Source organism: Pseudomonas sp. SB113 (assembly GCF_040754745.1).
Taxonomy (GTDB): Bacteria; Pseudomonadota; Gammaproteobacteria; order Pseudomonadales; family Pseudomonadaceae; genus Aquipseudomonas; species Aquipseudomonas grimontii.
Map to the genome: position 1 here is coordinate 31,182 of NZ_JBFMHW010000017.1, position 18,876 is coordinate 50,057.

The 18,876-nt window shown below is 61.8% G+C and carries 18 protein-coding genes and 1 riboswitch; of the genes, 7 read left to right on the forward strand and 11 right to left on the reverse strand.

What is annotated here, in order from left to right; translation table 11 throughout:
- Positions 1-6: 6 nt before the first annotated feature.
- Together AB1462_RS21175 and AB1462_RS21180 are read right to left on the reverse strand one after the other, a co-directional pair.
- Complete coding sequence (locus AB1462_RS21175; protein WP_090408146.1) at positions 7-1,074, reverse strand: putative urea ABC transporter substrate-binding protein; 1,068 nt, start codon at positions 1,072-1,074, stop codon at positions 7-9.
- Positions 1,075-1,134: 60 nt separating this feature from the next.
- A riboswitch (guanidine-I (ykkC/yxkD leader) is annotated at positions 1,135-1,236 on the reverse strand.
- 167 nt (positions 1,237-1,403) lie between these two features.
- Entirely contained in the window at positions 1,404-3,026 is a 1,623-nt protein-coding gene (locus AB1462_RS21180; protein ID WP_367247870.1) for a methyl-accepting chemotaxis protein, read from the reverse strand.
- Positions 3,027-3,341: 315 nt separating this feature from the next.
- On the opposite strand from AB1462_RS21180, the gene AB1462_RS21185 reads away from it, so the two are divergent.
- Positions 3,342-3,713 (forward strand): hypothetical protein, encoded by a 372-nt coding sequence (locus tag AB1462_RS21185; protein WP_081744398.1) that lies wholly within the window; start codon positions 3,342-3,344, stop codon positions 3,711-3,713.
- Positions 3,714-3,767: 54 nt separating this feature from the next.
- Here the strand turns inward: AB1462_RS21185 and AB1462_RS21190 are convergent, their stop codons facing one another.
- On the reverse strand, positions 3,768-4,880 hold the full coding sequence (locus tag AB1462_RS21190; protein ID WP_367247871.1) for an enoyl-CoA hydratase/isomerase family protein: 1,113 nt from the start codon (positions 4,878-4,880) through the stop codon (positions 3,768-3,770).
- Between the two features lie 136 nt (positions 4,881-5,016).
- On the opposite strand from AB1462_RS21190, the gene ung reads away from it, so the two are divergent.
- The gene (ung, locus tag AB1462_RS21195) at positions 5,017-5,709 is read left to right on the forward strand and encodes a uracil-DNA glycosylase (protein WP_090408136.1); all 693 of its coding nucleotides are present in this window, start codon (positions 5,017-5,019) and stop codon (positions 5,707-5,709) included.
- Positions 5,710-5,835: 126 nt separating this feature from the next.
- Here the strand turns inward: ung and AB1462_RS21200 are convergent, their stop codons facing one another.
- The 5 genes from AB1462_RS21200 to AB1462_RS21220 all read right to left on the reverse strand — a co-directional run bounded on the left by AB1462_RS21200 (position 5,836) and on the right by AB1462_RS21220 (position 11,308).
- Positions 5,836-6,873, reverse strand: a complete 1,038-nt coding sequence (locus AB1462_RS21200; RefSeq protein WP_090410125.1) for an AbrB family transcriptional regulator — start codon at positions 6,871-6,873, stop codon at positions 5,836-5,838.
- Positions 6,866-8,380, reverse strand: a complete 1,515-nt coding sequence (locus tag AB1462_RS21205; RefSeq protein ID WP_032888527.1) for a tripartite tricarboxylate transporter permease — start codon at positions 8,378-8,380, stop codon at positions 6,866-6,868. Before AB1462_RS21205 ends, AB1462_RS21200 begins: the two co-directional genes overlap by 8 nt.
- Before the next feature lies 1 nt (position 8,381).
- Complete coding sequence (locus AB1462_RS21210; RefSeq protein ID WP_259192666.1) at positions 8,382-8,840, reverse strand: tripartite tricarboxylate transporter TctB family protein; 459 nt, start codon at positions 8,838-8,840, stop codon at positions 8,382-8,384.
- A gap of 146 nt (positions 8,841-8,986) precedes the next feature.
- Entirely contained in the window at positions 8,987-9,970 is a 984-nt protein-coding gene (locus AB1462_RS21215) for a tripartite tricarboxylate transporter substrate binding protein (RefSeq protein ID WP_090408129.1), read from the reverse strand.
- 45 nt (positions 9,971-10,015) lie between these two features.
- The gene (locus AB1462_RS21220; protein ID WP_259192665.1) at positions 10,016-11,308 is read right to left on the reverse strand and encodes an OprD family porin; all 1,293 of its coding nucleotides are present in this window, start codon (positions 11,306-11,308) and stop codon (positions 10,016-10,018) included.
- Between the two features lie 235 nt (positions 11,309-11,543).
- On the opposite strand from AB1462_RS21220, the gene AB1462_RS21225 reads away from it, so the two are divergent.
- Both AB1462_RS21225 and AB1462_RS21230 read left to right on the forward strand, forming a co-directional pair.
- Complete coding sequence (locus AB1462_RS21225) at positions 11,544-12,215, forward strand: response regulator (RefSeq protein ID WP_027604325.1); 672 nt, start codon at positions 11,544-11,546, stop codon at positions 12,213-12,215.
- Complete coding sequence (locus tag AB1462_RS21230) at positions 12,208-13,593, forward strand: sensor histidine kinase (RefSeq protein WP_090408120.1); 1,386 nt, start codon at positions 12,208-12,210, stop codon at positions 13,591-13,593. The genes AB1462_RS21225 and AB1462_RS21230 overlap by 8 nt, the downstream gene beginning before the upstream one ends.
- On the opposite strand, the gene AB1462_RS21235 is transcribed toward AB1462_RS21230, so the two are convergent.
- Both AB1462_RS21235 and AB1462_RS21240 read right to left on the reverse strand, forming a co-directional pair.
- Positions 13,594-14,415, reverse strand: a complete 822-nt coding sequence (locus AB1462_RS21235; RefSeq protein ID WP_090408117.1) for an HDOD domain-containing protein — start codon at positions 14,413-14,415, stop codon at positions 13,594-13,596. It abuts the gene before it with no gap.
- A gap of 36 nt (positions 14,416-14,451) precedes the next feature.
- Positions 14,452-15,393, reverse strand: coding sequence for a folate-binding protein YgfZ (locus AB1462_RS21240; RefSeq protein ID WP_259192663.1), 942 nt, complete (start codon positions 15,391-15,393; stop codon positions 14,452-14,454).
- Positions 15,394-15,533: 140 nt separating this feature from the next.
- Here AB1462_RS21240 and AB1462_RS21245 point away from each other — a divergent pair, with 140 nt between their 5' ends.
- Both AB1462_RS21245 and AB1462_RS21250 read left to right on the forward strand, forming a co-directional pair.
- Positions 15,534-15,788, forward strand: a complete 255-nt coding sequence (locus tag AB1462_RS21245; protein ID WP_027604321.1) for a succinate dehydrogenase assembly factor 2 — start codon at positions 15,534-15,536, stop codon at positions 15,786-15,788.
- Positions 15,772-16,218, forward strand: coding sequence for a hypothetical protein (locus tag AB1462_RS21250; RefSeq protein ID WP_259192661.1), 447 nt, complete (start codon positions 15,772-15,774; stop codon positions 16,216-16,218). Before AB1462_RS21245 ends, AB1462_RS21250 begins: the two co-directional genes overlap by 17 nt.
- Here AB1462_RS21250 and nadB read toward each other — a convergent pair.
- Positions 16,187-17,803 carry an L-aspartate oxidase gene (nadB, locus tag AB1462_RS21255; RefSeq protein ID WP_090408108.1) on the reverse strand — a complete coding sequence of 539 codons (1,617 nt, stop codon included), beginning with the start codon at positions 17,801-17,803 and terminating at the stop codon, positions 16,187-16,189. The two genes, AB1462_RS21250 and nadB, sit on opposite strands and share 32 nt — an antisense overlap.
- A 463-nt stretch (positions 17,804-18,266) precedes the next feature.
- On the opposite strand from nadB, the gene rpoE reads away from it, so the two are divergent.
- Positions 18,267-18,848 (forward strand): RNA polymerase sigma factor RpoE, encoded by a 582-nt coding sequence (rpoE, locus tag AB1462_RS21260; protein WP_003172477.1) that lies wholly within the window; start codon positions 18,267-18,269, stop codon positions 18,846-18,848.
- Positions 18,849-18,876: the final 28 nt, after the last annotated feature.

Sequence of the window (18,876 nt, forward strand, 5' to 3'; positions counted from 1 at the left end):
GTCCTCTTACAGCTTGCCGTCGGCGGCCATCTGCACGTAGCTGGGGTCGAATTGCAGCTTGAGGTTGGCCTTGTCGCCGCTGGTCACGCCGTTGGCGAAGCTCATGCCCACGGCGCTGGTGTCCTTGGCGCCCTCACCCAGCAGGCCGTGTTTAAACGAGAACTCGGCGACTTTGCCCATGGTGGCGGGCAACTGCGCACTGGTGGCGAAGGCCAGGGCTTCCTTGGGCGTGGCGAACAACTTGGTGGTGTCCAGTTGCGACTGGAAGCCCGCAAGGTCAGTGCCGGAGGCCTTAGCCATATGTTCCAGGGCTTCGGTGCTGGCGGCGCCCTTGGCGTTCATCAACGCGACCACTTCGAACCAGGCGCCGGTCAGCGCTTTACCCAGCTTGGGGTTGTCTTTGAGGACCTGGGTGTTGACCACCATCATGTCCATGATTTCGCCGGGCACTTTGCTGGAGTCGAACACTTGGCTCACGCCAGGCTTGGCCTTGATCTCCGAGAGCATCGGGTTCCAGGTGGTCACGGCCTGGACCTGTTCGGTGTTGAAGGCCGCCGCGATGTCGGCATCGGACGTGTTGACCACCTTCAGGTCTTTTTCGCTGAGGCCCGCCGATTCCAGCGCGCGGGCCAGCAGGTAGTGGGACACCGAGAGTTCCACCAGGTTGACGTTCATGCCCTTGAGGTCGGCCACGGTCTTGCCGCTGCCTTTGATCACTACGCCGTCGTTGCCGTTGGAGAAGTCGCTGACCACCAGTGCGGTGCTGTCCACGCCACCGGCGGCGGGGATGGTCAGGGCGTCCATGTTGGTCATGGTGCAGCCGTCGAACTGGCCGGCGGTGTACTGGTTGATGGATTCGACGTAGTCATTGAGCTGCACCATGTCGATGGTGATGCCGTATTTCTTCGCCCACTTGTCGAGGATGCCTTGGCTGCCGGCGTATTCCCACGGCATCCAACCGGCGTAGATTGTCCAGCACACGCTGAAGTGGTTTTTGGGGGCGGCTTGGGCCTGGAAGCTCAGCACGGCGGCAAAGGCGGCGGCGAGCAGGGCGGGTAAACGGATTGAGGGCATGGGGCTTCTCCAGTTGATCAAGGGCGAGCAGGAGCAACGCGGCACCGTGAACGGTGGCTTGTCTCCCGGGCTTTTATCCCGCCGTGTAACCTCAACTGGAGGTCGCCAACTCTCGGACCAGCCACTCGCTTTTGGCGAGCCGGAACCCTAGTCGGCCATTGCAAATTGTGGTGCCGCGAACCTGTATCAATCCTGCACGCAAGAGATAAAGCGAGAGTCGTGCCAAGTGGCTACGACGCCCGGCTGTTCAGCCGCGCGGGCGGGAGAGGAGGGCGTAGAAGAGGGGGGTGTGCGCCACGCGGGTGCGTCGGCGCACTGCTATGAGGCGCTTATAACTGGAACTTGCTGACCAACATATTGAACGAGGTGGCCAGCCGCGACAGGTCCTGGCTCGAGGCGTTGGTCTGGTGGGCACCGGCGGCGGTCTGGGTCGACAGGTCCTGGATGTTGAGCAGGTTGCGATCCACTTCACGGGCCACCTGGGCCTGTTCCTCGGATGCCGAGGCGATCACCAGGTTACGCTCGTTGATACTGGCCACGCTGGCGGTGATGCGCTCCAGCGCCTGGCCGGCGTTTTGCGCCAGGGTCTGGGTGTTGTTGGCCCAGTTCAGGCTCTTGTTCATCGCGGCCACGGCACCATCGGCGCCTGCCTGCACTTCACCGATCATTTTCTCGATGTCGACCGTGGAGGTCTGGGTGCGATGGGCCAGCGCGCGAACCTCATCGGCCACCACCGCAAAACCACGACCTTGCTCACCGGCACGGGCGGCTTCGATGGCGGCATTGAGGGCCAGCAGGTTGGTCTGGTCGGCAATGCCACGGATCACATCAATCACTTTGCCGATTTCGCGCACCTGGCCGGCGAGGTCGGCGACCGATTGGGTCGAATCGTTGATCTCCACCACCATCGACGACATGCCCGACACCGCCTGCTCCACCTGCTGGCGGCCGTCCTCGGCTTCGGTGGTGGCCTGACGCGAGGCTTCCGAGGTCGACACGGCGTTGCTCGCCACTTCGTCGACCGCTGCGGTCATCTGGTTGACGGCGGTGGCGGCTTGTTGGATTTCGTCGTTCTGGCGGGTCAGCCCACGGGTGCTTTCATCGGTGACCGCACTCAGCTCTTCGGCTGCCGAAGCGAGCTGGTCGGAAGCGTTGGCGATTTCCATCAGCGTGCTTTTCAGGCCGCCTTGCATATCGGACAACGCCATCAGCAGTTGCCCGGCTTCGTCGGTGCGGTCGGTGGTGATGGCTTGGGTCAGGTCACCCTTGGCAATGCGCTGTGCGTTCTCAACCGCTTGTGCGATAGGACGGGTGATCAGGCGTGTGATCAGCACGCCGATGATGACGGCAATGATGAAGGCCAGGACAATGCCGCTGATCATCCAGGTCAACGCGCTGCTGCGAAGGTCCTCGGCGGCGATGGCGCCTTCCTTGATCTGGCGGTTGTTGGACTCGATCATCACGCGGATCAACTCGCGCGCCTGGCGGAACAGTTCATTGTTGGTGCTGTTGAGCTGCGCGCGGGCCTGCTCGATCTGGCCACTGTCGAGCAGCGACATGATGCGGTCGGCGCTGCTGATGTAGTTCGGCCATATCTGGTCAAGCTTGTCGCCTGCCGCCCGTTCATCGTCTGCCAGCAGCGTGGCGCGATAGGTGGCGTAGGCACTCTGGCTGCGTTGGAGTTCGTTGGCGATGTCCTGGCGCACACGGTCACGGTCTTGTTGGGCCACGTCGCCGTTGCTCGCATCCATCAAGCGGTACAAACCACGGTTATGGGCGACCAGGCCGTTGAGGGTGGAGGCGGTGTTGCTGACGGACACCAGGTTATTGGAGAACGTCAGTTCCAATGCATTGGCGAGGCGTACCACGCTTTTGATACCCAGCAGGCCGACCCCGAGGGTGACCAGTGCACACAGTAGAAATGAAAGCAGCAGTTTGGTTGAGATTTTCATGGCTCGGATCCGGCGAAAGTGGCGAGGGATGCACGTTAGAGCCTCCCTGGCTCATGAGATGTCATAGTGACATCATCGCAATCGGGAAAGTTTCGGGCCAGAAAAAATTACTGAATCGATAAAGCTGATTGGTTGGTAAGCGCTATGCCGCAGTGCGCCTGACGGGGTGTGGCCGCACTTGGCATTGATGTATCAAGTTGTTACCAAAACGCACCAGATTCGGTTTTTGATGTCAGATATTTCGTCATTCAGTGAAAGCTGAATGCCGCCCCCCAGCGTCGCTGGAGGTGCTCTTTCGCGGTCCAGGAGGCCGCCATGTATCGACGACTGCTGCTCAGCGCTTTACTCGGTCTGACCCTTTCCGCTTGTGTGCCCTACTACGATGGAGGCCAGAGCTATTACCGTTCCGAGGTCTACACCTCACCGGCACCGGCGTATTACTACGGCGGCGGTACGGCGTATCAATATCGCCGTGATTACTACCCGTCGCCGCGCTACTACGCACCGGCACCGCGTTACTACTCGGCGCCGCGTTATTACCAGCCAGCACCTCGCTATTACCCGTCAGGGCCAAGGGCGGGTTACCGGCCTTACCCGAACCAGGGCTGGGGTGATCGTTGGAACAATGGCGGGCATGGACGCGGTGGCGATCATGACCGTGGAGGTGGCCGCGGCGGTCACCGTTGACAGGCCCACAAAAAAGCGGCGCATGAAGCGCCGCTTTTTTATGCGTGCAAAACGTCAGTAATCGGACAAATCCGCCAGCGGATGCCGGCCTTCCCACGCCTTGGTGAAATGCGCCTGCACCACGGCGTCCGGGACCGTGTTGATGTTCGGCCAATGCCAGTGGGGCGTCTGGTCCTTGTCGATCAACCGCGCGCGCACCCCTTCGCTGAACTCCGGATGGCGGCAGCAGTTCAGGCTCAGGGTGTATTCCATCTGGAACACCTCGGCCAGGGACAGGTGCCGGGCACGCCGGATCTGTTCCCACACCAGGTGCGCGGTCAGCGGGCAGCCTTCGCTCAGTGTCTTGCCGGCGCGGTTGAACAGCGGGTCGGCGTGGTCACACAGCGGGCTCAAGGCGCGCCAGGCGCTGCGCACATCAGCGACGTCCAGCCATTCGTCGACCTGTGCCCGGCGTGGCAGCCATTGCGCTTCAGGTTGTTGAGCCACGGCTTCCTGGGCCATGGCCTTGAGCAGGCTGTTGAGCTGTATCGCGGTCTGTTCCTGCCAGTTCAGTTGCAGTAAGCCATCGAGCAGCTCGTCTTGTTGATCGTCGCGCAGGAAACGGTCGGCCAGGCCCAGGTCGAGGGCGTCACGGCCGTTGATATGGGCGCCGGTGAGGCCAAGGAATAAACCCAGCTTGCCGGGCAGGCGCGACAGGAACCAGCTGGCGCCCACATCCGGGTACAGGCCGATGCTGATCTCGGGCATGGCCAGGCGGCTGCTCGGCGTGACAATTCGTATGGCCGCGCTTTGCAGCAGGCCCATGCCACCGCCCAGCACGTAACCGTGGCCCCAGCAGATCAGCGGCTTAGGGTAAGTGTGCAAGCGGTAGTCGAGGCGATATTCCGCGGCAAAAAACTGTGCGGCCAGGGCGGGGACTTCACCCGGCTGCTCGCGGCAGGCCTGGGCCAGGCTGCGCACTTCGCCGCCGGCGCAAAATGCCTTGGGCCCGTTGCCACGCAGCAGCACGCAGACGATGTTCGGGTCTTTGGCCCAGGCCTCCAGGCGATCAGTCAGGGCCAGGATCATTGGCAGGGAGAGGGCATTGAGGGACTTTTCAGCGTCAAGACTGGCGATGCCAATGCGGGCACCGTCGCTGCCGGTCAGTTCTTCGAAGTGCAGATTCATCGTGACCTCAATCGAGAAGGTGAAGGATCAGTATGATCGCTTCGTGGGAAAGTGCCGCTGGTGTGTCAGATCAATTGACAAGCAGGGCCGGCTTTCCTAGGGTTCGCCTCATTCTTTTTTACAAGACAATTCGACTATGACTGAAGGCGACCGTATCAAACTCGAACCCAGCTGGAAACACGCCCTGCGTGATGAGTTCGATAAGCCCTACATGGGCCAGTTACGCGAGTTCCTGCGCCAGGAACATGCCGCCGGCAAGGAGATCTACCCGCCCGGTCCGCTGATCTTCAACGCGCTTAACTCAACGCCGCTGGACAAGGTCAAGGTGGTGATCCTCGGCCAGGACCCGTACCACGGCCCCGGCCAGGCCCACGGTCTGTGCTTCTCGGTGCAACCAGGCGTGCCGGCGCCGCCGTCGCTGGTCAATATCTACAAAGAGCTCAAGCGCGACCTGAACATCGACATCCCCAACCATGGCTACCTGCAAAGCTGGGCCGACCAGGGCGTGTTGATGCTCAACACCACCATGACCGTCGAGCGGGCCAACGCCAACGCGCATGCGGGCAAGGGCTGGCAGTTCTTTACTGATCGAGTTATCGAAGTGGTCAGCGAGCACCAGCCGCATCTGGTGTTCCTGTTGTGGGGCGCCCATGCCCAGGGCAAGCAGAAGCTGATTGATGCCACCAAGCATTTGGTGCTGACGTCGGTGCACCCCTCGCCGTTGTCGGCGTATCGCGGGTTCCTGGGCTGCGGGCATTTCAGCCGCACCAACAAGTTTCTTGAGCAGAATGGCGAGACGCCGATTGAGTGGCGCCTACCGCCGCTCTAAGGCCAGACACATTCAAATCTGGGAGGGGACTTGCCCTCGATAGCGGTGTATCAGAAACATATTCAGTAACTGACACTCCGCCATCGGGGGCAAGCCCCCTCCCACATGTTGAACTGTGCCGAAGGTTTAGAATTTTTCCGGCTGACGGTTCCAATGCCGAAACAACGGCTCCGCCAAAAACAGCACAAACAACAACCGCATTACCTGCATGGCCGTCACCAACGGCACCGACAGTTGCAGGGTCTCGGCCGTCAGGCTCATCTCGGCAATCCCGCCGGGCATCATGCCCAGGGTCAGCGAGCGCAGGTCCAGATGGGTCAAGGCACTCAAACCCACCGCTGCCAACGTCGCCAAGGCCATGGTCAAGGCCGTGCCGATCAAGGTGCGAACCATGAACGACGGTGCACGACGGAAGAACTCCCGATTGAAGTGACAGCCCAACCCGCTGCCGATCAGCCACTGGCCAATCTGGCTGCCGCCGTCGGGCAGGCCGATATGCAGCTCCCACACCACGCTGGCCGTCGCACTCACCAGCAATGGGCCGAACAGCCATGGGTTTGGCTGACGCAAGCGCTGCCATCCCCAGGCCACCAACGCGCCGATGGGAAACAGCAACGCCAGCCACGCCCAGCTCACCGGCGCCGGATGAAACTGCGGCGCACCGCCGTCCAGCAAATACTTGAAGATCGCCGGCACGCACAGCACCACCACCAGCACACGCAGACTCTGCCCCGCCGCGACACGGCTGAGCACCGCGCCATTGCGTGCGCCGAGGTTGACCATCTCGCCGGAACCGCCCGGCATGCTGGAGAAAAATGCGGTGGCGCGGTCTTCACCGCTGCGGCGCATCAACCACACGCCGACCACGCTCGACAGGCTGGTGACCAGCGCGCCGAAGAAGATCAGGCCGAAATGGCTCATCACCTGTTCGATCACCACCGGAGTGAAGTGCAGGCCGATGCCGATGCCCACCACCCATTGGCCGCATTTGCGCCCGCCGGGAATCTCCGCCAACTGCCACGGCGTTAGGCAACGCACGAGGATGATCGCCAGCAACGAGCCGACCATATACGGCAACGGCCAGCCGACCAGGCTGGCCAGGTAACCGCCGGCCAGACCGACCAGCGGTGTTCCCCACCAATGTTTAAAGGTGACCTCAGACATCGGCCACGGCACGACGCTGTTGGGCACGTTTACGCCAGATACGCAGCAACGGTACAAACAGCATGATGGCGGTCAGCACCCAGACGCCAAAGGTGATCGGGCTCGACCATAGGATTTCCAGCGCACCGTTGGAGATCGACAGTGCCCGGCGCAGGTTCTGCTCCATCAGGCCGCCGAGGATAAAGCCCAGCAGCACCGGCGACAGCGGGAAATCCAGCTTGCGCAGGATGTAGCCGAAGATACCGATACCGACCATCAGGAACAGATCGAAGGTGGTGGCGTGCACCGCGTACACACCAATCGCGGTGATGATCGCGATCACCGGCACCAGCGCCCAGTTCGGCACGGCGAGGATGCGCGTGAAGATGCGGATCATCGGAATATTGAGGATCACCAGCATGATGTTGGCGATAAACAACGACGCGATCAGGCCCCAGACAATGTCGGGTTGCTGTTGGAACAGCAGCGGGCCGGGGGTGATGTTGTACAGCGACAGGGCGCCGATCATCACCGCGGTGGTGCCCGAACCAGGTACACCGAGGGTCAGCATCGGCACCAGGGCGCCACAGGCGGACGCGCCGATCGCGGTTTCCGGTGCAGCCAGGCCGCGCATGTCGCCCTGGCCGAATTTACCGCTGGCACCGGCCAGGCGTTTCTCGGTCATGTAGGCAACCGCCGAGGCCAATGTGGCACCTGCGCCGGGAAGCACGCCCATGATGAAACCGAGCAGGCCGCAGCGGATGTTCACCACGAACACCGACCCTGCTTCCTTCAGGTTGAACATCATCCGCCCGGTGGCTTTCACCGCTTCCTGGCCACGGTGGGTTTTTTCCAGCAGCAACAGGATCTCGCTGATGGAGAACAAGCCCAGTACCAGCACCACAAACTGGATGCCGTCGGTCAGGTGGATGTTATCGCCGGTAAAACGGTACACGCCGCTGTTGGCGTCGATGCCGACGGCCGAAAGAAACAGGCCGATCAGCGCCGCCACGAAGGTTTTCAACGGTTTGTCGCCGGCCATGCCGCCGAGGCAGACAATCGCGAACACCATCAGCACGAAGTATTCCGCCGGGCCGAAGGCAATCGCCCATTTGGCCAGCAGCGGCGCAAACAGCACCATGCCGCAGGTGGCGATAAACGCGCCGATGAACGAACTCCACGCCGACAACGACAGCGCCACGCCGGCCAGGCCTTTGCGGGCCATCGGGTAACCGTCGAGGGTGGTCATCACGGTGGAAGCTTCGCCCGGGATGTTCAGCAGGATCGAGCTGATACGGCCGCCGTATTCGCAGCCCAGGTACACGGCCGCCAGTAGGATCAACGCCGATTCCGGCGGCAGGCCCAGGGCGAACGCGATGGGGATCAACAGCGCCACGCCGTTGATCGGGCCCAGGCCCGGCAACAGCCCGACCACGGTACCGATCAGGGTGCCGCACAGGGCGGTCACCAGGTTGTAGGGGGACAGTGCAACGCCGAAGCCCTGGCCCAAATAGCCGAAAGTATCCATATCAGTTCTCCAGAACGTCGAGCAGGCCGAGGGGCAGCGGAACATCCATGGCTTTATCGAACAGCAGATAAAGACCGATGGCCATCAGGCTGACGATTACCACACTGGGCACCCAGCGGCCGCCATACAGGCGTGCCATGGGGATGCCGATCAGCATGCTGCTGAGGATGAAACCCAGGGGCTCGAAGGTGGCGGCGAACACGATCAACAGCGCCACGCAGATGCTGATCTTGACCAGCGTCTGGCGGTCGAGCGCGGGTTCTTCTTCGGTGTGTTGGGTCGGTTGTGGGCGGATCAGCATATAGATCAGCGCCAGGCTCATCAGGCCGAGCATCAGCAACGGGTAGGCCCGAGGCCCGACCGGTTCGTAGGAAAACGCTGCCTGATACGGCCAGGCCATCAGTGCCAGGCCGGCGCAGGCCAGCAACAGCACAGCGGCAAAAACGCGTTGTAAGAGCATAGGAAACTCCAAGGCCCTCTTGTAGGAGCGAGCTTGCTCGCGAAAAACTTCAACGATAACGCGTGCTGTCTGGATGCACGTGGATGTCCTTGGGTTCTTCGCGAGCAAGCTCGCTCCTACAGGGGCATTACACAAAAGAGGGGCGATTACTGGATCAGGCCGAACTCTTTGGCCAGCACTTTGTAGTCAGCCACCTGTTTCTTCACGTAGGTGTCCAGCTCCGGGCCGGTCATGGCGAACGGGAACAGCTCGCGCTGGTCACGCAGCTTGGCGAAGTCCTCGGAGGCCAGCAGTTTGTCGAAGGCATCTTTCCACCAGGCGTAGTCGGCATCGCTGACTTTTGGCCCGAGGTAGAAGCCACGCACCACCGGCCAGACGATGTCGTAGCCTTGCTCTTTGGCGGTCGGAATATTCTTCATTTCCGGCTCGTCCAGGCGCTCCTCGGAGAACACCGCCAGCAGGCGCATGTCACCGCTGAGGATGTGCGGCATGGAGTCGGAGATGTCGGTACTGCCGACCTGGATATGCCCGCCGAGCAGTGCGGTGGCGATTTCACCGCCGCCTTCGAGCGCCACATAGCGCAACTCGCGCGGGTTGATCCCGGCGGCCTTGGCGATCAGGGCGGTTTGCATCCAGTCCTGGCTGCCGACGGTGCCGCCGGAACCGATCACCACGCTGCCCGGATCTTTCTTCAGGGCTTTGACGAGATCATCGAGGGTCTTGTAGGGCGAATCGGCTTTCACCGCGATGGCGCCGTAGCTTGTTCCCACGGCGGCCAACCAGCGTACGGCGCTCTCATCGAAGCGCCCGAACTTACCCTGGGCCAGGTTCAGCAGCGAACCGCTGGACCAGGCCACCAACGTACCGCCGTCCGCAGGACGCTGGGCCACCACCGCGTTGTAGGCCACCGCGCCCACGCCGCCCGGCATGTAGGTCACGCGCATCGGCTTGCTCAGCAACTTCTCGTTGACCAGCGCGCTTTGCGCCAGTTTGCAGGTCAGGTCAAAACCGCCGCCAGGGGAGGCCGGGGCGATGCACTCCGGGCGCTTGGGTTCGTCGGCGGCCAGCAGGTGGCCGGCGAACAGCATGCAGCCGGCGGCGAGGGCAAATTTACGCAGTGAAGGGGTCATGGTTATCTCCGTCATTGTTGTTATGAGTGGCTTACCAGGCACTACTTACCAGAGCGCAACGCTGTAGCTGACCAGCACGCGCGTTTCATCCGCATCACGGGCTGAGTAGTTGGAGCGGTACGTCGCGTTGCGCAGGCGCACGGCCACATCCTTGAATGTGCCGCTTTGCACCACGTACTTGATCTCGCTGTTGCGTTCCCATTCCTTGCCGGTGTCGCCGTTCCTGAGCTTGATATTGTCACCCGAGAGGTAACGGCTCATGAAACTCAGGCCGGGAATGCCCAGCTTGGCGAAGTCGTAGTCGTAGCGCGCCTGCCAGGAGCGCTCTTCGGCGCCGGCAAAGTCGTTGATCTGCACGAAGTTGACCAGGTACGGGTCGCTGCCATCCACATACGGAAACGCGCTGTCGCCGGACATATGCTGATAGCCGGCGCTGAGCTTATGGCCATTGAGGGCATAGCTGAACAGGCCGTTGAGAGAGGTGTTGTCGATCTTGCCGCCACGGGCGCTGCCGGTGTCATCGCTGATCGCCAGGCGCAGGTCGGTGGCGAAGGTGCCGGGGCCCATCGGGCGCGCGGCGACCAGGCCGAGGAAGTGCTGGCGATACACGTCGTCGAGTTGGGCGAAGTGGTAGCTGCCGGTGATCTTGTCGGCGAACTTATAGTCGACGCCGCCGAAGTTGAAATGCTTGCCGGTGGCGCCGCTGAGGAAGCGGCTGTTCTTGTTATTGAGGGCGATGTCTTCGTAGTTGCTGTCGTCGCGGTCCTTGGCTTTGTCGAGACGGCCGCCGGTGAAGACCAGGTTCTTGAATTCCTTGGAGGTGATCAGGCCACCGTTGAAGGTCTGCGGCAGGATACGACCGTCGTTGGGCTTGAGGATCGGCAGCTCGGGCATCAGCGAACCGATCTTCAGCTCGGTAGCGGAAATCTTCACTTTGCCGGTCAGGCCCAGCTTGGAGTACTCGTTGGCGGCGCGGCCATCGTCGTGGGTAGGCAGCAGGCCGGTGCCGGTGCGGTCGGGGCTGGAGTCGAGCTTGACCCCGAGCATGCCCAGCGCATCCACGCCAAAGCCGACGGTGCCGTCGGTGTAGCCCGATTGCAGGTTGAGCATGAAGCCCTGGGCCCATTCGTCGCGCTTGGATTGCTGCGCGCTGGTGCCGTCGCGAAAGTCGCGGTTGAAGTACATGTTGCGGGTTTCCAGGGTCGCGCTACTGTCTTCGAAGAAGGCAGCCTGGCTAAGCGGCGAAAAGCCGGCAAGGGCAGCGGCACTGGCAAGGGCGGTGTGGGTCAGGCGGGAAATACGAACAGGCGGGCAAGCCTGGGGCTGTGTCGACAGCATCGTGGTGCACTCCGTTATTGTTCTTATTTTGGCGAAAACGCTTCGAGGCGTTTTTCGGGCGCGACCCATCAGGTCGCTCGGCAGGCATGACCTACCGTGGCTGGATGCTAAAGGGCGAAGCTTTCACTAACCTTTCAGCTGCCTTTCAATGTTTTCAGGCTTCACAGGGCAGTCGGCGCCTGTAAACTGCCCGGCAAAGCGTGGCGTCGACCACGTCCGAATAAGGTGGAAATCCATGCGTGTCCTTCTGGTTGAAGACCATCTGCAACTCGCCGAAAGCGTCGCCCAAGCGCTCAAGAGCACGGGTTTGACCGTTGACGTATTGCACGACGGCGTGGCCGCCGACCTGGCCTTGAGCAGTGAGGATTACGCGGTCGCCATCCTGGATGTGGGCCTGCCGCGCATGGACGGTTTTGAGGTGCTGGCGCGCTTGCGGGCGCGTGGGAAAAACCTGCCGGTGCTGATGCTGACCGCGCGCAGCGATGTGAAGGACCGCGTGCATGGCCTGAACCTGGGCGCCGATGATTACCTGGCCAAGCCGTTCGAACTGACCGAGCTGGAAGCGCGGGTCAAGGCGCTGCTGCGCCGCAGTGTATTGGGCGGCGAACGCCAGCAGGCCTGCGGTGTGCTGGTCTATGACCTCGACACCCGCCGTTTCACCGTGGGCGGCGAGCTGATGACGTTGACCTCCCGCGAGCAAGCCGTGCTTGAAGCGCTGATCGCCCGCCCAGGCCGGGTGATGAGCAAGGAGCAACTGGCCTCCCAGGTGTTCGGCCTGGACGAGGAGGCCAGCCCCGATGCCATCGAAATCTACGTGCACCGCCTGCGCAAGAAGCTCGATGGCCAACCCATCGCCATCGTGACTTTCCGTGGCCTCGGCTACCTGCTGGAAGCCCGCGATGCATAAGCCCAGCAGCCTGCGCTGGCGCCTGCTGTGGAACCTGGCGCTGTTGCTGGTGCTGTTGATGCTTGCCAGTGGCATGAGCGCCTACTGGAATGGTCGCGAAGCGGCCGACACCGCCTACGACCGCACGCTGCTCGCCTCGGCGCGGACCATCGCCGCCGGCTTGACCCAGGTGGACGGCACCCTCAGCGCCAACGTGCCCTATGTCGCCCTGGACACCTTTGCCTACGACAGTGCCGGGCGCATCTATTACCAGGTCAATGACATTAATCAGAAGCTGATTTCCGGCTACGAAAATCTTCCCGGCCCGCCCCCCGGCACACCGCGCACCGACGATTACCCGGCGCTGGCGCGTTTCTACAACGCCAAATACCAGGGCCAGGAAGTGCGGGTGGTCAGCCTGCTCAAGGCGGTCTCCGAACCGAACATGAACGGCATGGCGGAAATCCGCGTGGCCGAAACCGATGAAGCTCGCGTGAGCATGGCCCGCAGCCTGATGGCCGACACTTTGCTGCGCCTGGGCATGCTCGCCATCGGCGCCTTGTTGCTGGTGTGGTTTGCCGTCAGCGCCGCCTTGCGCCCGCTGGAGCGCCTGCGCACGGCGGTGGAAGAGCGCCAGCCCGACGACTTGCGGCCGTTGCCGCTGGTGGAGGTGCAGCATGAGTTCGGCCCGCTGGTGCGTTCCCTCAACCACTTCACTGAACGTCTGCGCGGCCAGTTCGAGCGTCAGGCGCAGTTTATTGCCGATGCATCCCACGAACTGCGCACTCCTTTGGCGGCGCTGAAGGCGCGCCTGGAACTGGGCCTGCGCGCCGAAGATCCAGCGACCTGGCGCAGTACCCTGGAAACCGCCGCCCAAGGCACCGACCGCTTGACCCATCTGGCCAATCAGTTGCTGTCCCTGGCGCGCATCGAAAACGGCGCGCGGGCGATTGCCGAAGGCGGCGCGCAGTTGCTCGACCTCAGCCAATTGGCCCGTGAACTGGGCATGGCCATGGCGCCGTTGGCCCACGCGCGCGGCGTGGCGTTGGCGCTGGAGGCGGATGAACCGGTGTGGTTACGCGGCGAGCCGACGCTGCTCAACGAGCTGTTGAGTAACCTGGTGGACAACGCCCTGGCGCACACGCCACCTGGCGGCAACGTGATCCTGCGGGTGACGGCGCCGGCGGTACTGGAGGTGGAAGATGATGGCCCGGGTATTCCGCAGGATGAGCGCGACCGGGTGTTCGAGCGCTTCTACCGTCGCAGCCAGCAAGGCATGGGCTCAGGCCTGGGGTTGGCGATCGTTGGCGAAATCTGTCGCGCGCATCTGGCGCAGATCAGCCTGCATGACGGCGAGCAGGCGGGGTTGAAGGTGCGGGTGAGTTTTATCGCCGGTTGATCAGTAGAACATCGAGCGGGCTTCATCCAGTTCGGCGCGCAGGTTGTCGCTGCCGGGGTCGAGGCGCAGCTTCTTGATCGCGGGCAGACTGGCGATCGACACGTCTGCCAGCGGATGATCGGTGCCACGATGGCAATACACGACGGCGATCTGCACCAGGTCGATGTAATCGAGGCTGGCGGAGTCGCGCGCCAGGTTCAGGTATTGGCCGGGTAGTTTCGCCAGCATCTCCGGGAAGTCCCAGCCACTGAGCAGCTTGTCACCCAGTGCCGGGTGGATGCTGTCGATCACGTGGTTGAGGCTGACGGGGTCGGAAAGCAGCTCGTAGTGGTCTTCGGCGTAAGTCAGGATCGGCAACACGCCGATCTGGTGCACCAAGCCACCCAGGGCGGCCTGGTCCGGCTTGAGTTGGCTATGGCTGCGGCACAAGGCGTAGCTCACGCCTGCCACTTCGAGGCTGCGGCGCCACACATCGCGCATCTTCTTTTCGACCACGTCCGAGCGGGCATGGAAAATTTGCTCCATCACCAGGCCGATGGCCAGGTTACTGCTGTAGTTGGTGCCCAGCCGGGTAATGGCGGTGTGCAGGTCGGTCACTTCCTGGCTGGCGCGCAACATCGGGCTGTTGACCACTTTGATCAGGCGCGCCGACAGGGCAGTGTCGCGCCCGATCACCTTGCTCAAGTGGCTGATGCTGATTTCCGGGTCTTCCGCGGCCTGGCGAATGTTCAGGGCCACTTCCGGCAATGTCGGCAGAACCAGGTCATCGTTGTCGATGGCCTTTACCAACGCCTGTTGGACTTTTTCCGCCAGTTCGTTCATTCATGCTCTCTAGGGTATTGCAAAAAAATACGGCGACTAACGCTGGATCTCGCGATCGCGGTCAAGCGTGTAAGGCAGGTCAAGTAGTTGCAAGCCGGGGCCTTCCAGCGTGCCTAAGTGCACATCGCCACTATCGGCAGCTTCGGCTTGCAATACCGCCAGAAGTTCAATCATCTGGTCAGCTTTTGCTGCGATCACCACTTCGCCGATCGAACTGTTGTGGCTGGGGGAAAACAGCGGGGTGCCTGGCTCGGGCATTTGCGCCGCGTTCAGGCTCAAGCGGTACAGGCGACGCTTGAGTTTGCCCAGGTACTGCATGCGCGCGACGATTTCCTGGCCGGTGTAGCAGCCTTTCTTGAAGCTGACGCCGCCCACGGCCTGCAGGTTGAGCATCTGCGGGATGAACAGTTCGCGGGTCTGGGGCATGACCTGGCCGATACCGGCGCGGATCTGGCCCAGTAGCCAATGATTCAAGTCGGTTTGTGTCAGCTGCGCGGCCAATTGGCTGCGCACGTTGTCGGCTTGCTCGGCAGGTACCCAGAGTTCGGCGCGGCCAGGGGAGACGCGGATGGCGATCAGGTGTTCGGTACGGGCAACGCTGTCCGTCTCGGCCGGCAGCTCAAGGCCAAGGCTGGTGAGCGCCTGATCGCCACCGATCACACCGAAACGCACCCAGGCGGCGCTTTCGTCGGTGAGCTTGGACTTGGAGAACACCGCATATTTCTTCAGGTCCGCCAGTTGCGGTTCGAGCAGTTCGGTGGCCATGGCCAGGAGTACGCCGTCGCCCTGCAAAAGAATGCGGAAGCTCGACTGCATGCGGCCTTTTTGCGTGCAGCGCGCACCGAGGCTGGCCTGGGTGTCGCTCAGGTAATTGAGGTTGCAGGTGAGTTGTCCCTGCAGGAACTTGGCAGCGTCGGAGCCGCGGACGGCGAGAACGCCTTCGTGGGACAAGGGGCAGAAGAAAGCAGAGTCGGCCATGGGTCATCGCAGGTCAAAAAGTCATGGGTGCATCATAGAGGGGCGCCCGGCAAATGGATAGTTTCCGTATGGGGCGACCAAAGCCGACTGTTCCGGTGCCGTCGGGCCTGTATACTTGCGCTCTATTTGAGGAGCGCTCCATGGTCGAAGATGTAGAAATCAATCGTCTCTACTGGCACAGCCGTCGTGGCATGCTTGAGCTTGATGTGTTGTTGGTGCCTTTTACCAAAGAGGTGTACGCGACGCTCAATAAGGAAGATCGCGATCTCTACGTCAGGCTGCTGACTTGCGAAGATCAGGACATGTTCGGCTGGTTCATGGAACGCGCAGAGTCCGAAGACCCAGAGCTGCAGCGCATGGTCCGGATGATCCTGGATCGTGTCCAGCCCAAGTAATCGTTTCGAATGCCGCTGGCAGGCCTCACGGTTGCTGCTGGCGGCGTATCTCGTTGCCCAGCTGTTCGCGCTGGGTGCGCTGTTGTTTCTCGATCTGCCCTATTCAAGCCTCGGCATGCTGTTGTGCCTGGCTCACGCCGGATGGGTGCTGCCGCGTCATATCCTGCTGACTCACCGTTCATCGATTCGTGGCCTGCGCCGCGATGAGGACGGCTGGCAGTTATGGAGCGCAGCGCTGGGTTGGCACAGCGTGCAACTGCGCCCCGACAGCCTGGGGTTGCCGTTGATTGTGGTGCTGCGTTATCGGCTGCCGGGGGCGTGGCGGGTGCGCTCGGTCTGCGTGCCGACGGATGCGCAGGCCGCCGATGTGCACCGGCGCCTGCGGGTTCGCTTGAAGTTCAGCCGCCGTAGGTGGTTGGCACCAGAATAGTGTCGCGGGCCTCGGGCAGCATCTGCGGGTAGTCGAGGGTGTAATGCAGGCCCCGGCTTTCCTTGCGCTCCATGGCCGAACGGATCATCAGCTCCGCGACTTGGGCCAGGTTGCGCAGTTCGATCAGGTCACGGCTGACCTTATAGTTGCTGTAGAACTCATCAATCTCATCCAACAGTAATCGCACCCGGTGTTGCGCTCGTTGCAGGCGCTTGTTGGTACGCACGATCCCCACGTAGTCCCACATGAAGCGCCGCAGCTCGTCCCAGTTGTGGGCGATGATCACGTCTTCGTCCGAATCGGTGACCTGGCTGGCATCCCAGCGGGGCAGGGCGGCCGGCACCGGGATGCGCGGCAGTTGTTCGAGAATGTCCGCCGCCGCCGAGCGGGCGTAGACGAAGCATTCGAGCAGCGAGTTGCTGGCCATGCGATTGGCGCCGTGCAGCCCGGTGAAGCTGGTTTCGCCAATCGCATAGAGGCCAGGTACGTCGGTACGGCCATGCTGGTCGACCATCACGCCGCCGCAGGTGTAGTGCGCGGCCGGTACCACGGGGATCGGGCCTTTGGTGATGTCGATATTGAAGGCCAGGCAGCGCTCGTAGACGGTCGGGAAGTGGGTCTTGATGAACGCTTCGGGCTTGTGGCTGATGTCCAGGTAGACGCAGTCGACGCCCAGGCGCTTCATTTCATGGTCGATGGCGCGGGCGACAATATCCCGTGGCGCCAGCTCGGCGCGCGGGTCGAAGCGCTGCATGAAGCGTTCACCGTTCGGCAGCTTGAGGTGTGCACCTTCGCCGCGCAGGGCTTCGGTGATCAGGAAACTCTTGGCTTGCGGGTGATACAGGCAGGTGGGGTGGAACTGGTTGAATTCCAGGTTGGCCACCCGGCAGCCCGAACGCCAGGCCATGGCGATGCCGTCGCCGCAGGCGCCGTCGGGGTTGCTGGTATAGAGGTAGACCTTGGCCGCGCCGCCTGAGGCGAGGATGGTGAAGCGTGCACCATAAGTATCCACTTCGCCGCTGGCGCGGTTGAGCACATAGGCGCCGAGGCAGCGTTCGCCCGGCAGGCCCAGGCGCTTTTCGGTGATCAGGTCGACGGCGACGCGTTGTTCCAGCAGTTCGATGTTGGGGCGTTGGCGGGCCTGGTCGAGCAAGGTCTTGAAGATGGCGGCGCCGGTGGCATCCGCGGCGTGGATGATACGGCGATGGCTGTGGCCGCCTTCACGGGTCAGGTGGAACTCGAAGCCGCTGTCATCGCTGCCTGCGTGTTCATCGCGGGTGAAGGGCACGCCCTGGTCGATCAGCCATTGGATCGCCTCGCGGCTATGCTCGACGGTGAAGCGCACCGCGTCTTCGTTGCACAGGCCGCCGCCGGCGTTGAGGGTGTCTTCAACGTGGGATTGCACTGTATCGGTGTCGTCCAGCACGGCGGCGACACCGCCTTGGGCCCAGAATGTCGAACCGTTGGCCAGGTCGCCTTTGCTCAGGACGGCAATGCGCAGGTGGCTGGGAAGGGTCAGCGCAAGGCTCAAGCCGGCCGCGCCGCTACCGATCACCAGGACATCGTGTTGAAACTGTTGGCTCATTTGAAGGATTCCGCAAAAAGCGATCCACAGGGCTGGCGCAAACAGGACGCCTGGATCGGCGAATCAAAGGGTCACACGGGCCACTAGTATATAGAGGGGGGGAGCGGCACAATAGCCGGGCATTCGTGGCAATGTGAGATTACGGTGCACGGCTCGGGTAAAATCGGCTGGTTATTGAGGCGGGAACTTTTTGCATAAGCCTCGACTCAATAGCAGGTTGCCCGAAAGCTGGGAAAACGTTGAGTTTATTGGCCCGTCGGGAGCATTGGACGCGTCAGAAAACCGACGACAAGATTATTCGCGCAGCCGGCGTTGCCCGCGCTGCGTTTTTCGTGTGTGCCAAATCAGTGCGTACCGGAAACTTGCTTGAAGGGGGAGAACTTTTGCGAAAAGTCCGAGTCTATGTTTGCAAGCCTGATCGTTTAGTTATGCAAGCCTCCTTCAAGTACAACGAGGAGTGTTCATGCTAACCCAGGAAGAGGATCAGCAGCTGGTCGAGCGCGTTCAGCGCGGTGACAAGCGAGCATTTGATCTGCTAGTGCTGAAATACCAGCACAAAATTCTCGGGTTGATCGTGCGGTTTGTGCACGACACCCATGAAGCGCAGGACGTTGCACAGGAAGCCTTTATCAAGGCATACCGTGCACTAGGCAATTTTCGCGGTGATAGTGCGTTTTACACGTGGCTTTACCGCATCGCCATTAACACGGCGAAGAACTATCTGGTGTCTCGCGGACGCCGCCCACCGGATAGCGATGTCAGTTCAGAAGATGCAGAATTTTACGATGGTGATCACGGCCTCAAAGATCTCGAGTCGCCGGAGCGTGCATTGCTGCGCGACGAGATCGAAGGCACCGTTCATCGCACAATTCAGCAACTGCCAGAAGATTTGCGTACGGCGTTAACTTTACGTGAATTCGATGGTCTGAGTTACGAAGACATTGCGAGCGTCATGCAGTGTCCGGTGGGGACTGTAAGGTCACGGATTTTCCGGGCCCGGGAAGCCATCGATAAAGCCTTGCAACCGTTGTTGCAGGAAAACTAAAGACAGCGGCGACAGCCAAGAGAGGAAC